The organism is Paenirhizobium cremeum (assembly GCF_022884085.1).
Taxonomy (GTDB): Bacteria; Pseudomonadota; Alphaproteobacteria; order Rhizobiales; family Rhizobiaceae; genus Allorhizobium; species Allorhizobium cremeum.
In genome coordinates, this window is the sequence record NZ_JAGGCS010000001.1 from 669,541 (window position 1) to 685,836 (window position 16,296).

The window sequence follows — 16,296 nt, forward strand, 5'->3', positions numbered from 1 at the left end:
GTCTCGTTCCGGAAAGGCCGGCCTTTCAAGTGCATTCTGCTGTGTAAGCGGCCTTCCTAGAGCAAAGGATGCCCAAATGGAAGCATCCTTTGCAGTCACAAGCGCGGCACCGCCGGCGAAAGGCGCCCCGAGCGGCGGATTACATCGGGATCGGCGCCACCCCGATCAGCCAGAGGTGCAGTTTCCAGATGAACAGCGCCCAGATCGCCGCTCCGACGACGATAGCGATCAGGTCGTACTTCGCCGAGACGAACGGACGCAGCGTCAGGATACCTGCCCGCTCGCGGCGCTTCAGCGCGATCCGCAGGATCACGCCCCATGCGAGGAAGGAGCCGAACAGCAAAAGCGAGGCGAGATCGCCATTGGCGAGCAGATGGCCGAAGGCCCAGATCTTCACGCCGAGGATCATCGGATGCTTCGTCTTCGTGGCGATATGGCCGGCAGGCAGTTCCGCCGCGGCCAGACAGATCATCGACAGCAGCATCAGCGTCACCGTCAGATGTGACATGCCGGTCGGCGGGAACCAAAGGTTGATCGTGGGCGAGATCGCCCAGCCATAGATCAGCACGACGAGCGAGATGATGCTCAACAGCGAATAAATGCCTTTCCAGCCGTTTTCACCGAACTTGTCGACCATTCTCGATCTGAAATCCGGGGCGACCACCCGGATCAGATGCATGCCCAGAAACAGGATGATCCCGAGAATCAGGATTGCCATTGGTAAGACCTCGTCTTGATTTTGCTCATCATGGAATAGTGATCTCGGGGACCGATTTCCAGTGTGTTCAAAGCTTCGCCGCATTTGAATGACAGGACGCCCGCTTCGTTCTGCTACGGGTTCTCGCATGTTTCGTCCGGCCGCCATCCTTTCCTTCGCCCTTTTCCTGCCTCTGCCGTCAATGGCGGAGCCGATGCGGGAGGCCGGCCAGACACCGCCGACGCCGGCGGAAGAACAGGTGAAACCTGCCCCGGAAAAGCCGAAACAGCTGTTGCTGATTTCCTTCGACGGCGCGCATGACAATGCGCTGTGGACGAAGAGCCGCGATATCGCGCGCCGTGCCGCCAACGCCCACTTCACCTATTTCCTCTCCTGCACCACGCTCATTCCGCGCTCCGCCTCCAAGGGCTACCAGGCGCCGGGCCAGAAGGCCGGGCGTTCCAATGTCGGTTTCGCGCCGACCGTGGAAGATGTAAGGACCCGGCTCGACAATCTGTGGAGCGCCCATCTCGAGGGCCACGAGATCGCCAGCCATGCCTGCGGCCATTTCGATGGCAAGGACTGGTCGAAGGCCGACTGGCTTGCGGAATTTGCGACCTTCCGTACGACGCTCACCAATGCCTGGAAGGCGAACGGTCTTGCAGACAAGGAACCGGAAGGCTGGCAGAACTTCGCCGATCACGGGATCAGGGGCTTCCGCGCGCCCTATCTCTCGGCGCCCGAAAGCCTTGTCGAGGCGGAAAAGACCTATGGCTTCGCCTTCGACGCAAGCCTCGTGACCAAGGGACCGGCATTGCCGCAGCATGATGGCGCGATCACCCGATTCGGCCTGCCGCTGATCCCCGAAGGGCCACAGGGCCGCCGCATCATCGGCATGGATTACAATCTCTTCGTCCGCCATTCGGCGGGCCTCGACAACCCGTCCCGCTCGCAGGAGTTCGAGGAGCGCACCTATTCAGCCTTCAAGGCCGCCTTCGAGGCCCAATATGATGGCGAGCGCATCCCCGTTCAGTTCGGTTTCCATTTCGTCGAAATGAACGACGGCGCCTACTGGCGCGCCATGGAACGGCTGGTCACCGACGTCTGCCAGCGACCGGACGTCGCCTGCGTCAGCTATTCGGAAGCGATGGATATCCTGGCAAAGCGGCAGCCGCCTCCCCGTTCCTGATATAGGACGGGGATAATTCCGGCCCCTTCCCGAAAAATTCACGCGCACCATCAATGGCTTGACGGAGACACCGCCCCTCCGGCGTCCCCGCTCGGCCGTGATCGCCTAGTCTTGTGAGGCCATCGGATGGGAAACCGGCTTCGCGAACCGGCGCACCAAGGATCATGAACCGGTTGCCGGTGGCGGTTGCGATTACGGTCCTTCGGAACCCCTCCGACGATAACCCGAAGACCGAGGCGAAGATCGCAGCCGGGCAGGCGGAACGCCTGATGCCAATACCCCGAGTTCAACCCCGCCTGCCCTCCTCCCGAAAAGAAACCGCGCCGGAGCGATCCGGCGCGGCCGAAGGTGCGGGTTCTACAAGGCGGATCGTCAGTGCTTGTTCGCTTCGATCTCGCCGAACTGCTGTTCGCGCTCGAGATATTTCTGGTCGATTTCCGGCAGCGCCTCGTTGTCGATCGCAGCTTCGAACGTGCGCAGACGTTTGTAGATCGAAAGCAGTTCGACGATGGTCGGCCAGACGTTGACGAGATACTGGAACGAGTTCGACACCTGACCGAAGGCGGTCGCGATCTGCTGGTAGATACCATAGGTGATCTTCACCGCGACGATGGTCGGCACCAGCATGAAGATCAGGAACAGCGCATCGGCCTGATTGTAGAACGACCGTGCGAGGTTGAAATAGGTGTAGTGGAAATAGAGCCGGAAATAGTTCCGCCGCACGTTGGTGAAAAGCTCGGCGACTGTCAGCGGCTGCGCCCGGTCGGCATGGTCCTCGCCATAGACGAGTTCCTTTCGGTATGCGGCCTCGACGCGCTGGTTGCGGAATTCGAGACCCGGAAGCCTGATGCCGACAACCGCCAAAAGCCCCGTACCGAAGACGGACCAGACGAGCGCCAGCCAGAACAGGCTGTGGGGAATCTGGCCGATGATCGGCAGATCGGTCACGTATTTCGACAGCACGAACAGGATCGGCAGGAAGGCGACGAGGTTCATCACCGCGTCGATCAGGCTGACGCCGAGCCCTTCGAAGGTGGTGGCGAAGCGCATGGTGTCTTCCTGCACGCGCTGGGACGCGCCTTCGATATGACGAACCTTCTGCCACTTCGACATATAGTAGTCGTTCATCGCGGTCCGCCAGCGGAATACATAGTGGCTGACGAAGAAACGCACCACGACGAATACGGCCACGTTCAGAAAGGCGATGCTCCAGAACGTAATCATCAGACTGTAGAAGTCCCACTCCGTGATACCGGGCTTGCCTGTCAATGCGTTCTGCAGGAGGTCGCCGAAGGGCCGGCGCCAGTTATTGAGCAGGACCGACACCTGAACGTCGAAATAGGTGGTGAAGATGATGAAGTAGGAACCCCAGATCGCCCAGTGCCGCCACGGATGATCCTTGGCGTAATATTCCCAGAACAGGCCGAAGACAGCCGCCCACACCGCCGCGTAGAGGTAGAACCACAGGTAGTCGGCCGTGACGAAGAAGCTCAGGTTGATGATCGGCTCCGCATCTTCCGGCATCGGCTGGAAGCCGAGTGCCGCACCCATTTGTGCGCCCGCCAGATACCAGACGAGGATCGCGAGCAGGGTCCAGATGGCGAAGGAGGAGAAGAACAGTTTAGGCTTGGGAAAGAAGGACTGAAACACGGGGCGGGTGCTTTCTCGGCGTGAAACGGGAGGGCGTTTGAAACCCGGTCTGTCGCGCGAAATTAGGGCAGAACCAAGAACCCAGCAATGCCATTACCAAAATGTAACCGGATCGGTCGAAGCCAATTCACAGCTTAGCCGAGCCGGCGGTAGACCGGCAGGACGAACAGCACTGCCGCCAGAAGGGCGATGGCCGCGGCAACCGTCCCGGCACTGAAGCTCCCCGTCCATTCCGCAAGCTGTCCGGCGACCAGCGGCCCGAGGATCTGGCCGACACCGAAGGCGGCAGTCAGGAAAGCGAGCGCCCGGCGCTGGCTTGCCGGCGCAAGCTGGCGTCCGATCCGCAGCGCATAGGCTGTGTTAATCATGAACGTCGCGCCCAGCATCAGCCCGCCGACGATGGGGGCAAGCGGCGAAGGCAGCAGCACCGATCCCAGCACGCCGGCAGCCTCGATCAGCAGGCTCACGACATAGACGCCCCGCAGGCCGATGCGGATCATCACCGGTCGCCAGGCAAACAGGGAAACCACCGCCGTGCAGCCCGCCAGGAACCAGGTCAGGAACTCGACCATCGGCCCGGCGTCGCTCATGCGCGCCATGGTGACGACGAAGGTGGCGGTCACCACGTAGCCGAAGCCGAACAGCCCGTAGGAAACGGTCAGCAGCACCAGCGGAAGCTTCCACACAAGCGCCGGTTCGGGACTGGGCTTTACCTCGAATTCGGGGGCCGGCGGCAGAAGCGCCAAGACGATCACGAGGGCGATGAAGCTGATGCCGGCACCTGCCAGCCAGTCCACCCGCCAGGAAGCGATCCCGAACGGTCCGAAAAATGCGACCAGCGCCACCGTCAGCGACGAGAGCGCGATGCCGAGCCCCACGCCGCCGAAGTGCGCCGATTGAACAGCCTCGCTGCCCGCCCGTGCCGCGTGACCGAGTACAACGGAGGTTATGAAGATCATCGCAAAAGCGCTTGCAAGTCCCGCGAGAAAGCGCAGGAGACAGAAGGCCCAGACCGTTTCGACGCCCGCCATGGCGGCCAGAAGCAGCGTGCTGACCGTCAGCGCGAAAAGCCCCGCGCCCCGTTCGCGCCCAGCCGCCCAGCCATGCCCGGCAAGGATCGCTCCGATGAGGTAACCGGCGAAATTCGCCGCCGCAATCAGCCCCGCCTCGCCGCTCGAGAGGCCGAGGTCGGTCACCATGCCCGGCAGGATCGGCGTGAAGGAAAAACGCCCGAAGCCCATGGCGGCGGCCATCGCCAGCGCCCCGGAAAGAGCCGTCTTGAAAAGATTGAAACCTTGGAAATTGCCGTTTGTCATACGCGGCTTATCGCACCGCACCAAGGGCTCGACAAACCACAAATACTGATCGCCCGCTCAACGCAGCTTGATGGAAGGCAGGTAAAAGAGCCAATTCAAGGCTCTTCCAGATCGAGGTCATCATCGAGCAGCACAGTTAGCGGTCGCTGATGTCCGTGTCGGATGGACAGAATGACCACGGTGGCAGCGCGCACTTCATAGTCGATCAGATAAGAACCCTGTACGAACCGGAAGACACCCGGCATCGGAAGCTCTTCGGAAACCCTGCCGAGTTTGGGGAAAGTCGAAAGATGCTCCTTCAACCGTCTCAGGTTTTCGACAAAATCGCGGGCTGCCTGTGGGTTGCGCGCTCGCAGATAGTCTGCCTCGGACTTGATATAATCACGCGCTCCGGGCGACAGAATGACCTTCAAGCAGCGGCATCCTTGGCTGCGTTTTCTAGGTCCCGGATCACATCGTCTAAATCGACCCCGGCGCCTCCATCGACCTCGGCCCGGGCTTCGGCCAACTCAATGAGTTCTCGTCCTTCGTTTGCGAGATAGGATTTCAGGGCACGGACAATGACCCAACTCCGGCTACGCTCGCAAATCCGCGCAACTTCCTCGACTTGCCCAAGCACATCGACGGGAAGACGCAAGGTGAGAGGATCGGAAAGATTGCCACCTTTATGCATTTTTTCCTCCATTTGTAATACAAAATAGCGCGTCCGACCACTGAGGTCAAACGCGCCGCAGGATTGGCAGCGGAGGTGAAGGGATGCGCCCTACTCCGCAAGCGTCAGGATGATCGGGCCGTTTCGGGTGACGACGACGGTATGCTCGAACTGCACCGTTGGGGCCTTGGGTTCGCTGTAGAGCGTCCAGGGATCGTCGCCGTCCTCGGCCCACAGGCCGCCGATGGAGAGGAACGGCTCGACGGTGAAGACCTGCCCCTCTTCCATGATGCGCGTCTCGTCCGGGTCCGGCCAGGTCGCCAATTCCTTCGGCTCCTCATGCAGCGAATGGCCGATGCCGTGGCTCGCAAGGTTCTGGATCAGCGTGTAGCGGTTCTTCTTCGCGAATGTGCCGATGGCATTGCCGATATTGGCCATGGGCTGGCCGGTGCGCACCTGATTGAGCCCGACCCACATAGCCCGCTTGCCGTCGCGCACCAGCCGCTCGAGCTTCGGCGTCACCGGCGGCACGATGAAGGACGATCCGGTATCGCCGAAGAAGCCGCCCTTCTCGCCGGAAACGTCGATGTTGACGAGATCGCCGGCGAGGATCTTGCGATCCCCCGGAATACCGTGGGCGACTTCCTCGTTGACGCTGATGCAGGTGGCGCCCGGAAACTGGTAACAGAGTTCCGGCGCCGACCGTGCGCCGGCGTCTTCCAGCACCTTGCGGCCGATCTGGTCGAGTTCCCGCGTGGTGATCCCCGGCTCCAGCGCCGCTGCCATGGTCTTTACTGCCACCGCACAAATATGCCCGATCTCCTTGAGCCGGATCAGGTCGTCGTCACTGGATACAATCATCGCTCGTCTTTCGGGCCGAAGGCCCTGTCTTGTCGCAAAGGGGATGCGGGGTGCTTACGCCCCCGCTTCCGACGGGGTCAATGCCTTTCGCACCAGAGGCGCGACTTTTGTGCCGTAAAGCTCGATGCCCCGCATGATGTCCCTGTGCGGCATGGGACCGATTGCCATCTGCAGCATGAAGCGGTCATTGCCGAAGATCTTGTGATTGGCGACGATCTTTTCCGCGACGGTCTCGGGATCGCCGACGAAGAGAGCGCCCTCCGGCCCGCGCGACATGTCGAAATGGGCGCGGCTGGTCGGTCCCCAGCCCCGTTCGCGGCCGATTCGGTTCATCACAATCGCCTGCGGCTCGTAGAAGGTGTCGGCCGCCTTCTCGGTCGTGTCGGCAACGAAACCGTGCACGTTGATCGAACTCTTCAGCGTCTTCGGGTCGAGACCCGCCTTCGCCGCGCTCTGGCGGTAGAGATCGAAGAGCGGCGCGAAACGTCGGGGTTCGCCGCCGATGATGGCAAGCGCCAGCGGCAGGCCGAGATAGCCGGCCCGCGCCGCCGATTGCGGCGTGCCGCCAATGGCGATCCACAAAGGCAGCGGGTCCTGCAGCGGACGGGGATAGACGCCGCGCCCGGCAATCGGCTTGCGCGTCTCGCCTTCCCAGGTCACCATCTCGTTCTCGCGGATCTCTCCAAGCAGTTGCAGCTTTTCGGCAAACAGCAGGTCGTAATCCTCGAGGTCGTAGCCGAACAGCGGAAAGCTCTCGATGAAGGAACCTCGTCCCGCCATGATCTCGGCACGGCCGTTCGACAACAGGTCGACGGTAGCGAACTGCTGGAAGACGCGGACCGGATCGTCAGAGGAAAGCACGGTGACCGCGCTCGTCAGGCGGATGTTCTTCGTCTTGACCGCAGCGGCGGCAAGAATGGTGGACGGCGAAGACGCCATGTAGTCGGGACGGTGATGTTCGCCGAGACCGAAGACATCGAGCCCGACTTCGTCGGCAAGCTGGATCTCCTCCAGCAGGTCGTCGAGGCGACGCTTCGCTTCCGCGCCCTTGTTGGCGGCGTTCGGATCGACGTCCGCGAAGGTATAAAGTCCGAGTTCCATGACGATCTCCCGTTGAAGTCACGACACAAATAGAGATCGGAACCGACAAGGGCAAATCACCGGAAAGACAACACAGTGTTCGCTCTCAGGCGGGTGGACGTCCCCACCCATTGCAAAAAAGGCAACAGGCTCCCCTCCAGATACCCGCCAAATATCCGATTGCCAGCATGCGCGGTTTGCGCGTAACTTTTCACCGTCTTTTGCGGCGCAGCAGAACGCCGGCTTCATGTGGGAGAGGTAGAAATGGGCAGAACAGTCGTCGTCACAGGCTCGACCAGCGGCATCGGCCTGGCAATCGCCAGGGGCTTTGCTGCGGCAGGCGACAATGTCGTCATCAACGGCTTCGGCAACGCCGCCGAGATCGAGGAAATCCGTCAGGGTCTCGAAGCGATGGGCGGCCGCGCCATCTATCACGGCGCCGACATGACGAAGCCCGCCGAGATCCGCGATCTGATGGCGACCGCCGCCCGCGAATTCGGCATGGTCGACGTGCTTGTCAACAATGCCGGCATCCAGCATGTCTCGCCGGTCGAGGATTTCCCGGAAGAAAAGTGGGACCGGATCATCGCGATCAACCTCAACAGCTCCTTCCACACCATTCGCGCCGCCGTTCCGGCGATGAAGGAAAGGCGTCATGGACGCATCATCAACGTCGCGTCTGCCCACGGCCTGATCGCCTCGCCTTTCAAATCGGCCTATGTGGCAGCAAAACATGGTATCATGGGCCTCACGAAGAGCGTGGCGCTGGAGCTTGCCGAATTCGGCGTGACCGTGAACGCCATCTGCCCGGGCTACGTGCTGACGCCGCTGGTGGAAAAGCAGATCCCCGACACGGCGAAAGCCCGCGGCATCACGGAGGAACAGGTGAAATCCGAGGTCATGCTGAAATTCCAGCCGACCAAGGAATTCGTCGCAGTCGAGGAGGTCGCGGCCGTCGCGCTGTTCCTGGCAAGCGACGCGGCAAGGCAGATCACCGGCACGCACATCTCGATCGATGGCGGCTGGACGGCACAGTAAGACGGCGCGCAATACCTGAGGGAAGATCGGGGCGAATGCCCCGCAAGAAAAAGGCATTCAATGACCGATAGCATCCGCTTCATCCTGAACGGCGAGGACATCGCCCTTTCGAGCTTCGAACCGACAGAGACGCTTCTCGATTTCCTGCGCCTCAAGCGTCGGTTGACCGGCACGAAGGAAGGATGCGCCGAGGGCGATTGCGGCGCCTGCACCGTACTCGTCGGACGTCTCGTCCATGGCAGGCTGACTTATGAGACTGTGAATGCCTGCATTCGCTTCCTCGGCTCGCTCAACGCCACCCATGTCGTGACCGTCGAGCATCTGGCCGCAGCCGACGGCCAGCTTCACCCCGTCCAGCAGGCCATGGTTGACTGTCACGGCTCGCAATGCGGCTTCTGCACGCCGGGCTTCGTCATGTCGCTCTACGGTCTGTGGCTGACCAATTCCAACCCGTCCCGCGCCGAAATCGAACGGGCGCTGCAGGGCAATCTCTGTCGCTGCACGGGTTACGAGCCGATCATCAAGGCGGCCGAACTTGTGTCGCGCACCCGGCCAAGCTCGCTCTTCGATCCGCTTGAGCGCGACCGCGCCAGCATCATGGCGCGCCTGTGGAACCTGCAGACTGCGGAGACGATCACCATCGTCAGGGACGACCGTCGCCTCATCGTGCCGGGTTCGGTCGCAGCGCTCGCTAATATCCTTGCGGAGGAACCCAAGGCGACCGTGGTTGCCGGCGCGACCGATGTCGGCCTCTGGGTGACCAAGCAGATGCGGTCGATCAACCCCGTGGTCTTCATCAATCATCTCGCGGACCTGCAGACCGTCTCCATCGACGGCAAGGGTATCACGCTTGGCGCCGGCGTCAGCTACACGCAGGGCTTCGAGACGCTGCGCAAGGAAATCCCCGCCTTCGGCCGGCTGATCGAACGCATCGGCGGCCAGCAGGTGCGCAACATGGGCACCATCGGCGGCAATATCGCCAACGGCTCGCCGATCGGCGACACGCCGCCCGCCCTGATCGCGCTGGGTGCGAAGGTCAGGCTTCGCTCCGCGGCCGGCAGCCGAGAACTGCCGCTCGAGGATTTCTTCATCGACTACGGCAAGCAGGACCGCCGCACCGGCGAATTCGTCGAGAGCATTTTCGTGCCCCGGCCGGAAGCCGACGCCCATTATGCGGTCTACAAGATCTCCAAGCGGCGCGACGAGGATATTTCCGCGCTTTGCGGCGCTTTCCATCTCTCGCTCGCTGACGATGGCAGCGTGACCGGCATCCGCATCGCCTTCGGCGGCATGGCTGGAACGCCGAAGCGCGCCCGCGCCGTGGAAGCGGCCCTCTATGGCAAGCCATGGACGCAAGCGACCGTCACCGAAGCCCGCAATGCCTTCGACCAGGACTACAAGCCGCTTACCGACTGGCGCGCCACGGCGGACTATCGCCAGCTCACGGCAAAGAACCTCCTGACCCGCTTCTTCCTCGAAACCTCGGGAACGCCCCAGGAACTGCAGCGTTTCGAGCGGGAGGAAGCGTGATGACGGGCAGGCAAGCGGACGCAGGAATTTGAGCCATGGATAAGGCGAGCTACGAACTCTACAAATACATCAACGGCCCGATGCACCAGCCGCTGCGCCATGATTCAGCTCATAAGCATGTCAGCGGAAGTGCCGAATATATCGACGATATTCCCGAACCCGCCGGCCTTCTGCACGGTGCGCTCGGTATGGCGGATCGTGCGCACGCGGAAATCGTCTCGATGGATCTTTCAGCGGTCAAGGCCTATCCGGGCGTCGTCTGCGTCCTGACCGGCAAGGATGTGCCCGGCGTCAACGACGTGTCTTCCGGCGGCCATCACGACGAGCCGCTGCTTGCCGAAACGAAGGTGGAATTCCACGGCCAGCCGATCTTCGCAGTCATCGCCGAAACGCGCGATGCCGCCCGGCGTGCCGCACGTCTCGCAAAAATCGAATACAACGACCTGCCGTTCTGGACCGATGTCGACGGTGCGCTTGAAAACGGCGCGCCGCTCGTCACGTCCGGCATGACGCTGAAACGCGGCGAACCGGAAGAAGAACTCGCCAGGGCGGAACACCGCATCCAGGGAACGATGCGGATCGGCGGACAGGAACATTTCTATCTCGAAAGCCATATCGCGCTCGCCATTCCGGGCGAGGACGAGGACGTGACCGTCTGGTCCTCCACCCAGCACCCCTCGGAAGTGCAGCATATCGTCGGCCATGTGCTCGACATCCCCTCCCATGCGATCACCGTCAACGTGCGCCGCATGGGCGGCGGCTTCGGCGGCAAGGAGACCCAGGGCAACCAGTTCGCGGCCCTTGCAGCGCTGGCCGCCAAGAAGCTCAACCGCGCCGTGAAGTTCCGTCCCGACCGGGACGAGGACATGACTGTAACCGGCAAGCGCCACGACTTCCGCATGGATTACGACGTCGCCTTCGACAACGAGGGCCGGCTGCATGCCATGGTGGCCAACTTCGCCGCCCGCGGCGGCTATTCGGCCGATCTTTCAGGCCCCGTCACCGACCGCGCGCTCTTTCACGCGGATTCGAGCTATTTCTATCCGCATGTGAAACTCACCTCCCAACCGCTTAAAACCCATACGGTTTCCAACACCGCCTATCGCGGCTTCGGCGGTCCGCAGGGCATGCTGGGCGGCGAGCGCATCATCGAGGAAATCGCCTATGCGCTCGGCAAGGACCCGCTCGACATCCGCAAGGCGAACTTCTACGGGCAACCCGGTTCCGAGCGGGTTCTGACGCCCTATCATCAGACGGTCGAGGACAACATCATCGCCCGCGTGGTGGAGGAACTCGAGACATCCTGCGACTATCAGGCTCGGCGCAAGGCAATCGTCGAGTTCAACAGGACGAGCCCCGTCATCAGGAAGGGCATCGCGCTCACCCCGGTCAAGTTCGGCATTTCCTTCACCATGACCGCCTTCAACCAGGCCGGGGCGCTGGTGCATGTCTATCAGGACGGCTCGATCCACCTGAACCATGGCGGCACGGAGATGGGCCAGGGCCTCTACACCAAGGTGGCACAGGTCATCGCCGACTGCTTCCAGGTGGATGTCGAACGGGTGAAGATCACCGCGACGACGACCGGCAAGGTGCCGAACACGTCGGCGACCGCCGCCTCCTCCGGCACTGACCTCAACGGCATGGCCGCCTATGACGCCGCCCGCCAGATCAAGGAACGCCTCGTCGCCTTTGCCGTCGAAAAATTCGCGGTACCGCCGGACGAGGTGGAATTCCTGCCGAACCGCGTGCGCGTCGGATCGAAGGAAATCCCCTTCCCCGATTTCGTCAAACAGGCCTATTTCGCCCGCGTCCAGCTTTCGGCGGCGGGCTTCTACAAGACACCGAAGATCCACTGGGACCGCGCCGCCGGCCGCGGCACGCCCTTTTATTACTTCGCCTATGGCGCGGCCTGTTCGGAAGTTTCCATCGACACCCTGACCGGCGAATACCTGATGGACCGCACCGATATCCTGCACGACGTCGGCAAGTCGCTAAACCCGGCAATCGACATCGGCCAGATCGAGGGCGGTTTCGTGCAGGGCATGGGCTGGCTGACGACGGAAGAACTGTGGTGGGACGGCAAGGGCCGGCTGCGGACGCATGCGCCCTCCACCTACAAGATCCCGCTCGCCTCCGACCGGCCGAAGATCTTCAACACCCGGCTTGTCGAGTGGTCGGAAAATGCCGAACCCACCATCGGCCGCTCCAAGGCCGTCGGCGAACCGCCTTTCATGCTGGCGATCTCCGTATTGGAAGCGCTCTCCATGGCAGTCGCAAGCGTCGCCGACTACAAGGTCTGCCCCAGACTGGACGCCCCGGCAACGCCGGAACGGGTGTTGATGGCAGTGGAGAGGTTGAAGCGAATGTGATGCCACACTACCGCGTTCCGGATCTCAATCGCGGAAATGCCCGGCGCATGCGCAGGGTGATGACCGCTTCCGAATTGAAGTTCTGGAACGCGGTGCGGGCACATCGCTTGATGGGATTGCCATTCAGGCGGCAGATGCCGATTGCAGGCTATATCGTTGATTTCGCCTGCCCGGAACATAGGCTCGTCGTGGAAATAGATGGTGAAAGTCATACCTTCGATCAGACCATTGAGCGGGACAGGCAGCGTAACGACATTCTGCAGGGCTTGGGATGGCAAACGGTCCGATTTTCGAATGACGACGTCCTGAACCGTATCGAAGACGTTTGCATGCACATCCTGAGGATCACCGGAGTTGAACGCCGTGGCTGAACGGTACCCCCCTCTGCCCTGTCGGGCATCTCCCCCTCAAGGGGGGAGATCGACCAGACTTCCGAAGTCTCACCGAATTGAAACGCCATTGCCGCAAGGGATAGGTCTTTCGAGTTCGACGGAAAATGCTTGGCAGGAGCGTCGCCACCATCCGATCTCCCCCCCTGAGGGGGAGATGGCCGGCAGGCCAGAGGGGGGTGGCCACGCATGACGCCCGTGACCCGCAAACCATCCCTCTCCGTTTTCCTGGCCGCCCATCCGAACGCCGTCCTCGTCGAAGTCGCCGAAGCAAAGGGCTCGACCCCGCGGGAAGCCGGCGCGTTCATGGTCGTGGCCGATGGCAGGTCGTTCGGCACCATCGGCGGCGGTCATCTGGAATACATTGCCATCGACCACGCCCGCGCCTTGCTCGCGGGCAAAGCAGCCGACGAAACGCTGGATATCCCGCTCGGACCGGAAATCGGCCAATGCTGCGGCGGCCGCACGTTGCTGCGTTTCACCAAAGTGGACGAGAGCGTCAGGGAGAGGCTCCTGCGACAGGCATCGAGCGAACAGCAGGCCTTTCCCGATATCGTCCTCTTCGGCGCCGGCCATGTCGGCCTTGCGCTGGCGGCAGCCCTTGCACCGCTGCCCTTCAACGTCACGGTGGTGGAAACCCGCAGCATCGAGGCGGGTGCCCTGCCCGAGGCTGTCGCCTTTCGCCACGTACCCATGCCGGAAACCGAGGTTGCGGCCATTCGCCCGGGCGGCGCAGCCGTCATCCTCACCCATGACCACGCACTCGATTTCCTGATTGCCCGGCAAGCGCTCGCCCGCGACGATCTCGCCTATACCGGCATGATCGGCTCGGCGACCAAGCGGGCCACCTTCTCCCGCTGGCTGATGCGCGAGGGGGGTGAAGCCGCATGGCTCTCGCGGCTGACGCTGCCGATCGGCGGCGCCACGGTGAAGGACAAGCGGCCGGCGGTGATTGCCGCCCTGGTCACGGCCGAGCTTGTTACCCGGCTGCTCGGCCGCCGGCCGTCCGCCGGGCTTTCCGCCCGTCAGGATGAACGCCTCGTCGACCGATAGGCGTGCGCGTTCGAAAGCAGCCGATCGGCCTCGCGGCGGTCCGTCTTTAGATTGTCCCTCTCCAGCCCGAGATCGTGCAACAGATCTTCGGGCAATTCGTCGATGGACATGCGTCCGCCGGCAATCAGACGCCGGAGAAACCGCTGGATGCCGGCAAGGAACTGACTTTCCGGCGAAAATGCGAGTCGGATTGCGGACAGCATGGTCGCCTCCACAGCAATTGTTTCGTTTGATGGATGAAGTAATAAATGCCGTTGATTTTCGGGAAATTCCAATTCAATTTCAGCGAAGCACCATAAAGAGGACTTATCGATGAAGTTGTCCCGCCAGTTTCCGCTGAATGCGCTGAGAGTTTTCGAGACGGTTGCGCGCCTCGGCAACTTCACCCGCGCCGGCGAGGAACTGGGCATGACCCAGACCGCCGTCAGCTACCAGATCAAGCTTCTCGAAGAGAACATCGGCGAACCGCTCTTCGTGCGTCAGCCGAGGCAGGTGGTGTTGACGGACACCGGCGCCCGCATGCTCCCGAAGGTCAGCGAAGGCTTCACATTGCTCGCCGATGCAATCAGCCAGGCCCGGCGCAGCGGCGACGAAATCCTGGAGATACACTCGACGCCGACCTTCGCCTCTCACTGGCTGGCCCGAAATCTCGGCAACTTCCAGCTCGAATATCCGCATATAGCCGTTCGCCTGCAACGTGGTACGCAACTGACCAACTTCAACCGGGAGTCGGCCGATGTCGCGATCCGAATCGGCATCGGTCCCTGGCAAGGTCTGGTTTGCCATCCGCTCATCCGGCTTTCCTACACCCCCATGCTCAGCCCGCGCCTCGCCGAAAGCATCGGCGGCGTCAACGAACCGGCCGACCTCCTGAAACTGCCGCTGATCTCCGACGACGACGACGGCAGGTGGAAGGTATGGTTCGCGACGGCCGGCGTCGATACCCTGCAGGGCAAGACCCGCCGCCTCAACGCCTTCGGCGCGCTCGACCTGGAGGCTGGTGCAGCACTTTCAGGCCACGGCGTGGCGATGCTGAGTCCCTTCTACGTGCAGGAAGAACTGGCTTCCGGCCGCCTGATACAGCCCTTCGACCTCAGTTGGACCGACGAAAACACCTACTGGCTCGTCTATCCGCATGGCCGGCGCAACCTGCCGAAGATCCGCGCCTTCCAGGCATGGCTCATGGCCGCATTGCCGGTGTCGTCAGAGATAGCGCGGCGGCCAGCCGATGCGTGACCAGACATCGCGGCGGTGATCCCCGCGTTCGGGGCCGGGTGTCCGCCGACCGTCCAGAAGACCGAGGTCGCGCATCTCTTGTTGCGACAAGGCCTCCCGCCTGCGCCACGAGCGGGCAAGGCCTCTCGCCAGCCATGCGGAAAACCTGTTTCTCCGGCGAAAAAAGCGCAGGAAACCATCCGGCATAACATACGTCATGGCCGATCCCTCGTTGACAATGAAGAATTGCAGTTGATCTATGAGAGACAGAATGCGCGCGTTTATCGCGGTATTCCAACGAAAGATTCGTCTGCATGGATCAAGAGGACTCATCCATGAAACTGTCCCGCAACTTCCCGCTGAACGGCATGCGGGTTTTCGAAGCCGCAGCCCGCCACCTCAGCTTTACCAAGGCGGGCGAGGAACTCGGGATGACGCAGACCGCCGTCAGCTACCAGATCAAGCTGCTGGAGGAGATCCTCGGCGAACAGCTTTTCCTGCGCCGTCCACGGCAGGTCACCTTGACGGAAGCCGGGGCGAGCCTTGCGCCCAGGGTTTCGGAGGCCCTCGGCCTTTTGCAGGAGGCGGTCGCCAATCTGCGCGAGACGGCGCAGGTCACGCTCACCATCCACTCGACGGCAACCTTCGCCCAGCAATGGCTGGCGCGGCGGATTGGCGATTTCCAGATCAGGCATCCGAACATTGCGGTACGCCTTGAAACCTCGTCCTCGGTGATCGACTTCAACAGCACGGAAGCGGACATCGCCATCCGTTCCGGTAACGGCACCTGGCCCGGCCTCCATTGCCAGTTCCTGATGCGCGGCGACTTCACTCCCATGCTCAGCCCTACGCTTGCGCAGAGCGTCGGCGGCATCCACCGTCCGGAAGACCTGCTGCGGCTGCGCATCATCGATCCGGGCGACCCGTGGTGGCGCATCTGGTTCAGCGCCGCCGGCATTGACGATCCCGACCTCGAAAGCCGGCCGCGCAGCCGGCTTGGCGCCCAGTCCTTCGAGGCGAACGCCGCCATTGCCGGCCAGGGCGTCGGCATCCTGACGCCGACATTCTACCGCAACGAAGTGGCGATGGGCCTCCTATTCCAGCCCTTCGATATTCTCGGTAGCGACGGACGCGGCTATTGGCTCGTCTATCCCGAAGGCAAGCGCAAGCTGCCGAAGATCAAGGCCTTCCATGCCTGGATCGTGGAGACATTGGCGACGGACGACCTGCGCTGACGCCCGCGGGAAGCATCCG

At 62.2% G+C, this 16,296-nt stretch carries 17 protein-coding genes; 8 read left to right on the forward strand and 9 right to left on the reverse strand.

Annotated elements, in window-relative coordinates:
* Window positions 1–139: 139 nt before the first annotated feature.
* Window positions 140–718: an NnrU family protein gene (locus tag J5N58_RS03185; RefSeq protein ID WP_112831092.1), complete on the reverse strand. Its 579-nt coding sequence runs from the start codon at window positions 716–718 to the stop codon at window positions 140–142.
* Between the two features lie 127 nt (window positions 719–845).
* On the opposite strand from J5N58_RS03185, the gene J5N58_RS03190 reads away from it, so the two are divergent.
* Window positions 846–1,886, forward strand: a complete 1,041-nt coding sequence (locus tag J5N58_RS03190) for a polysaccharide deacetylase family protein (protein ID WP_425314443.1) — start codon at window positions 846–848, stop codon at window positions 1,884–1,886.
* Window positions 1,887–2,258: 372 nt separating this feature from the next.
* Here the strand turns inward: J5N58_RS03190 and sbmA are convergent, their stop codons facing one another.
* The 6 genes from sbmA to J5N58_RS03220 all read right to left on the reverse strand — a co-directional run bounded on the left by sbmA (window position 2,259) and on the right by J5N58_RS03220 (window position 7,466).
* A complete protein-coding gene (gene sbmA, locus J5N58_RS03195) occupies window positions 2,259–3,536 on the reverse strand; it encodes a peptide antibiotic transporter SbmA (RefSeq protein WP_112831094.1) in 1,278 nt (425 codons plus the stop codon).
* A 134-nt stretch (window positions 3,537–3,670) separates the two neighbouring features.
* Window positions 3,671–4,852, reverse strand: coding sequence for a YbfB/YjiJ family MFS transporter (locus J5N58_RS03200; protein WP_112831095.1), 1,182 nt, complete (start codon window positions 4,850–4,852; stop codon window positions 3,671–3,673).
* 95 nt (window positions 4,853–4,947) lie between these two features.
* Window positions 4,948–5,265: a type II toxin-antitoxin system RelE/ParE family toxin gene (locus J5N58_RS03205; RefSeq protein ID WP_112831096.1), complete on the reverse strand. Its 318-nt coding sequence runs from the start codon at window positions 5,263–5,265 to the stop codon at window positions 4,948–4,950.
* A complete protein-coding gene (locus tag J5N58_RS03210; RefSeq protein ID WP_112831097.1) occupies window positions 5,262–5,525 on the reverse strand; it encodes a CopG family ribbon-helix-helix protein in 264 nt (87 codons plus the stop codon). Before J5N58_RS03210 ends, J5N58_RS03205 begins: the two co-directional genes overlap by 4 nt.
* A 90-nt stretch (window positions 5,526–5,615) precedes the next feature.
* A complete protein-coding gene (gene map / locus J5N58_RS03215; protein ID WP_112831098.1) occupies window positions 5,616–6,365 on the reverse strand; it encodes a type I methionyl aminopeptidase in 750 nt (249 codons plus the stop codon).
* Window positions 6,366–6,419: 54 nt separating this feature from the next.
* Window positions 6,420–7,466, reverse strand: a complete 1,047-nt coding sequence (locus tag J5N58_RS03220) for an LLM class flavin-dependent oxidoreductase (protein WP_112831099.1) — start codon at window positions 7,464–7,466, stop codon at window positions 6,420–6,422.
* Between the two features lie 243 nt (window positions 7,467–7,709).
* Here J5N58_RS03220 and J5N58_RS03225 point away from each other — a divergent pair, with 243 nt between their 5' ends.
* The 5 genes from J5N58_RS03225 to xdhC all read left to right on the forward strand — a co-directional run bounded on the left by J5N58_RS03225 (window position 7,710) and on the right by xdhC (window position 13,827).
* A complete protein-coding gene (locus J5N58_RS03225; RefSeq protein WP_112831100.1) occupies window positions 7,710–8,483 on the forward strand; it encodes a 3-hydroxybutyrate dehydrogenase in 774 nt (257 codons plus the stop codon).
* Window positions 8,484–8,543: 60 nt separating this feature from the next.
* Window positions 8,544–10,013 (forward strand): xanthine dehydrogenase small subunit, encoded by a 1,470-nt coding sequence (gene xdhA / locus J5N58_RS03230; RefSeq protein WP_112831101.1) that lies wholly within the window; start codon window positions 8,544–8,546, stop codon window positions 10,011–10,013.
* A 35-nt stretch (window positions 10,014–10,048) separates the two neighbouring features.
* Window positions 10,049–12,385, forward strand: a complete 2,337-nt coding sequence (xdhB, locus tag J5N58_RS03235) for a xanthine dehydrogenase molybdopterin binding subunit (protein ID WP_113437012.1) — start codon at window positions 10,049–10,051, stop codon at window positions 12,383–12,385.
* Entirely contained in the window at window positions 12,385–12,756 is a 372-nt protein-coding gene (locus J5N58_RS03240) for an endonuclease domain-containing protein (protein WP_112831103.1), read from the forward strand. Before xdhB ends, J5N58_RS03240 begins: the two co-directional genes overlap by 1 nt.
* Window positions 12,757–12,963: 207 nt before the next feature.
* Window positions 12,964–13,827 carry a xanthine dehydrogenase accessory protein XdhC gene (xdhC, locus tag J5N58_RS03245; RefSeq protein ID WP_113442673.1) on the forward strand — a complete coding sequence of 288 codons (864 nt, stop codon included), beginning with the start codon at window positions 12,964–12,966 and terminating at the stop codon, window positions 13,825–13,827.
* Here the strand turns inward: xdhC and J5N58_RS03250 are convergent.
* Entirely contained in the window at window positions 13,800–14,102 is a 303-nt protein-coding gene (locus J5N58_RS03250; RefSeq protein WP_162708358.1) for a hypothetical protein, read from the reverse strand. The genes xdhC and J5N58_RS03250 overlap by 28 nt on opposite strands.
* Window positions 14,103–14,139: 37 nt before the next feature.
* On the opposite strand from J5N58_RS03250, the gene J5N58_RS03255 reads away from it, so the two are divergent.
* Complete coding sequence (locus J5N58_RS03255) at window positions 14,140–15,063, forward strand: LysR substrate-binding domain-containing protein (RefSeq protein WP_112831106.1); 924 nt, start codon at window positions 14,140–14,142, stop codon at window positions 15,061–15,063.
* Here J5N58_RS03255 and J5N58_RS03260 read toward each other — a convergent pair.
* Entirely contained in the window at window positions 15,031–15,261 is a 231-nt protein-coding gene (locus tag J5N58_RS03260; protein ID WP_162757356.1) for a hypothetical protein, read from the reverse strand. The two genes, J5N58_RS03255 and J5N58_RS03260, sit on opposite strands and share 33 nt — an antisense overlap.
* A 116-nt stretch (window positions 15,262–15,377) precedes the next feature.
* Between J5N58_RS03260 and J5N58_RS03265 the strand changes: the two genes are divergently transcribed.
* Window positions 15,378–16,277: a LysR substrate-binding domain-containing protein gene (locus tag J5N58_RS03265; RefSeq protein WP_425314444.1), complete on the forward strand. Its 900-nt coding sequence runs from the start codon at window positions 15,378–15,380 to the stop codon at window positions 16,275–16,277.
* The last annotated feature ends 19 nt before the right edge of the window (window positions 16,278–16,296 follow it).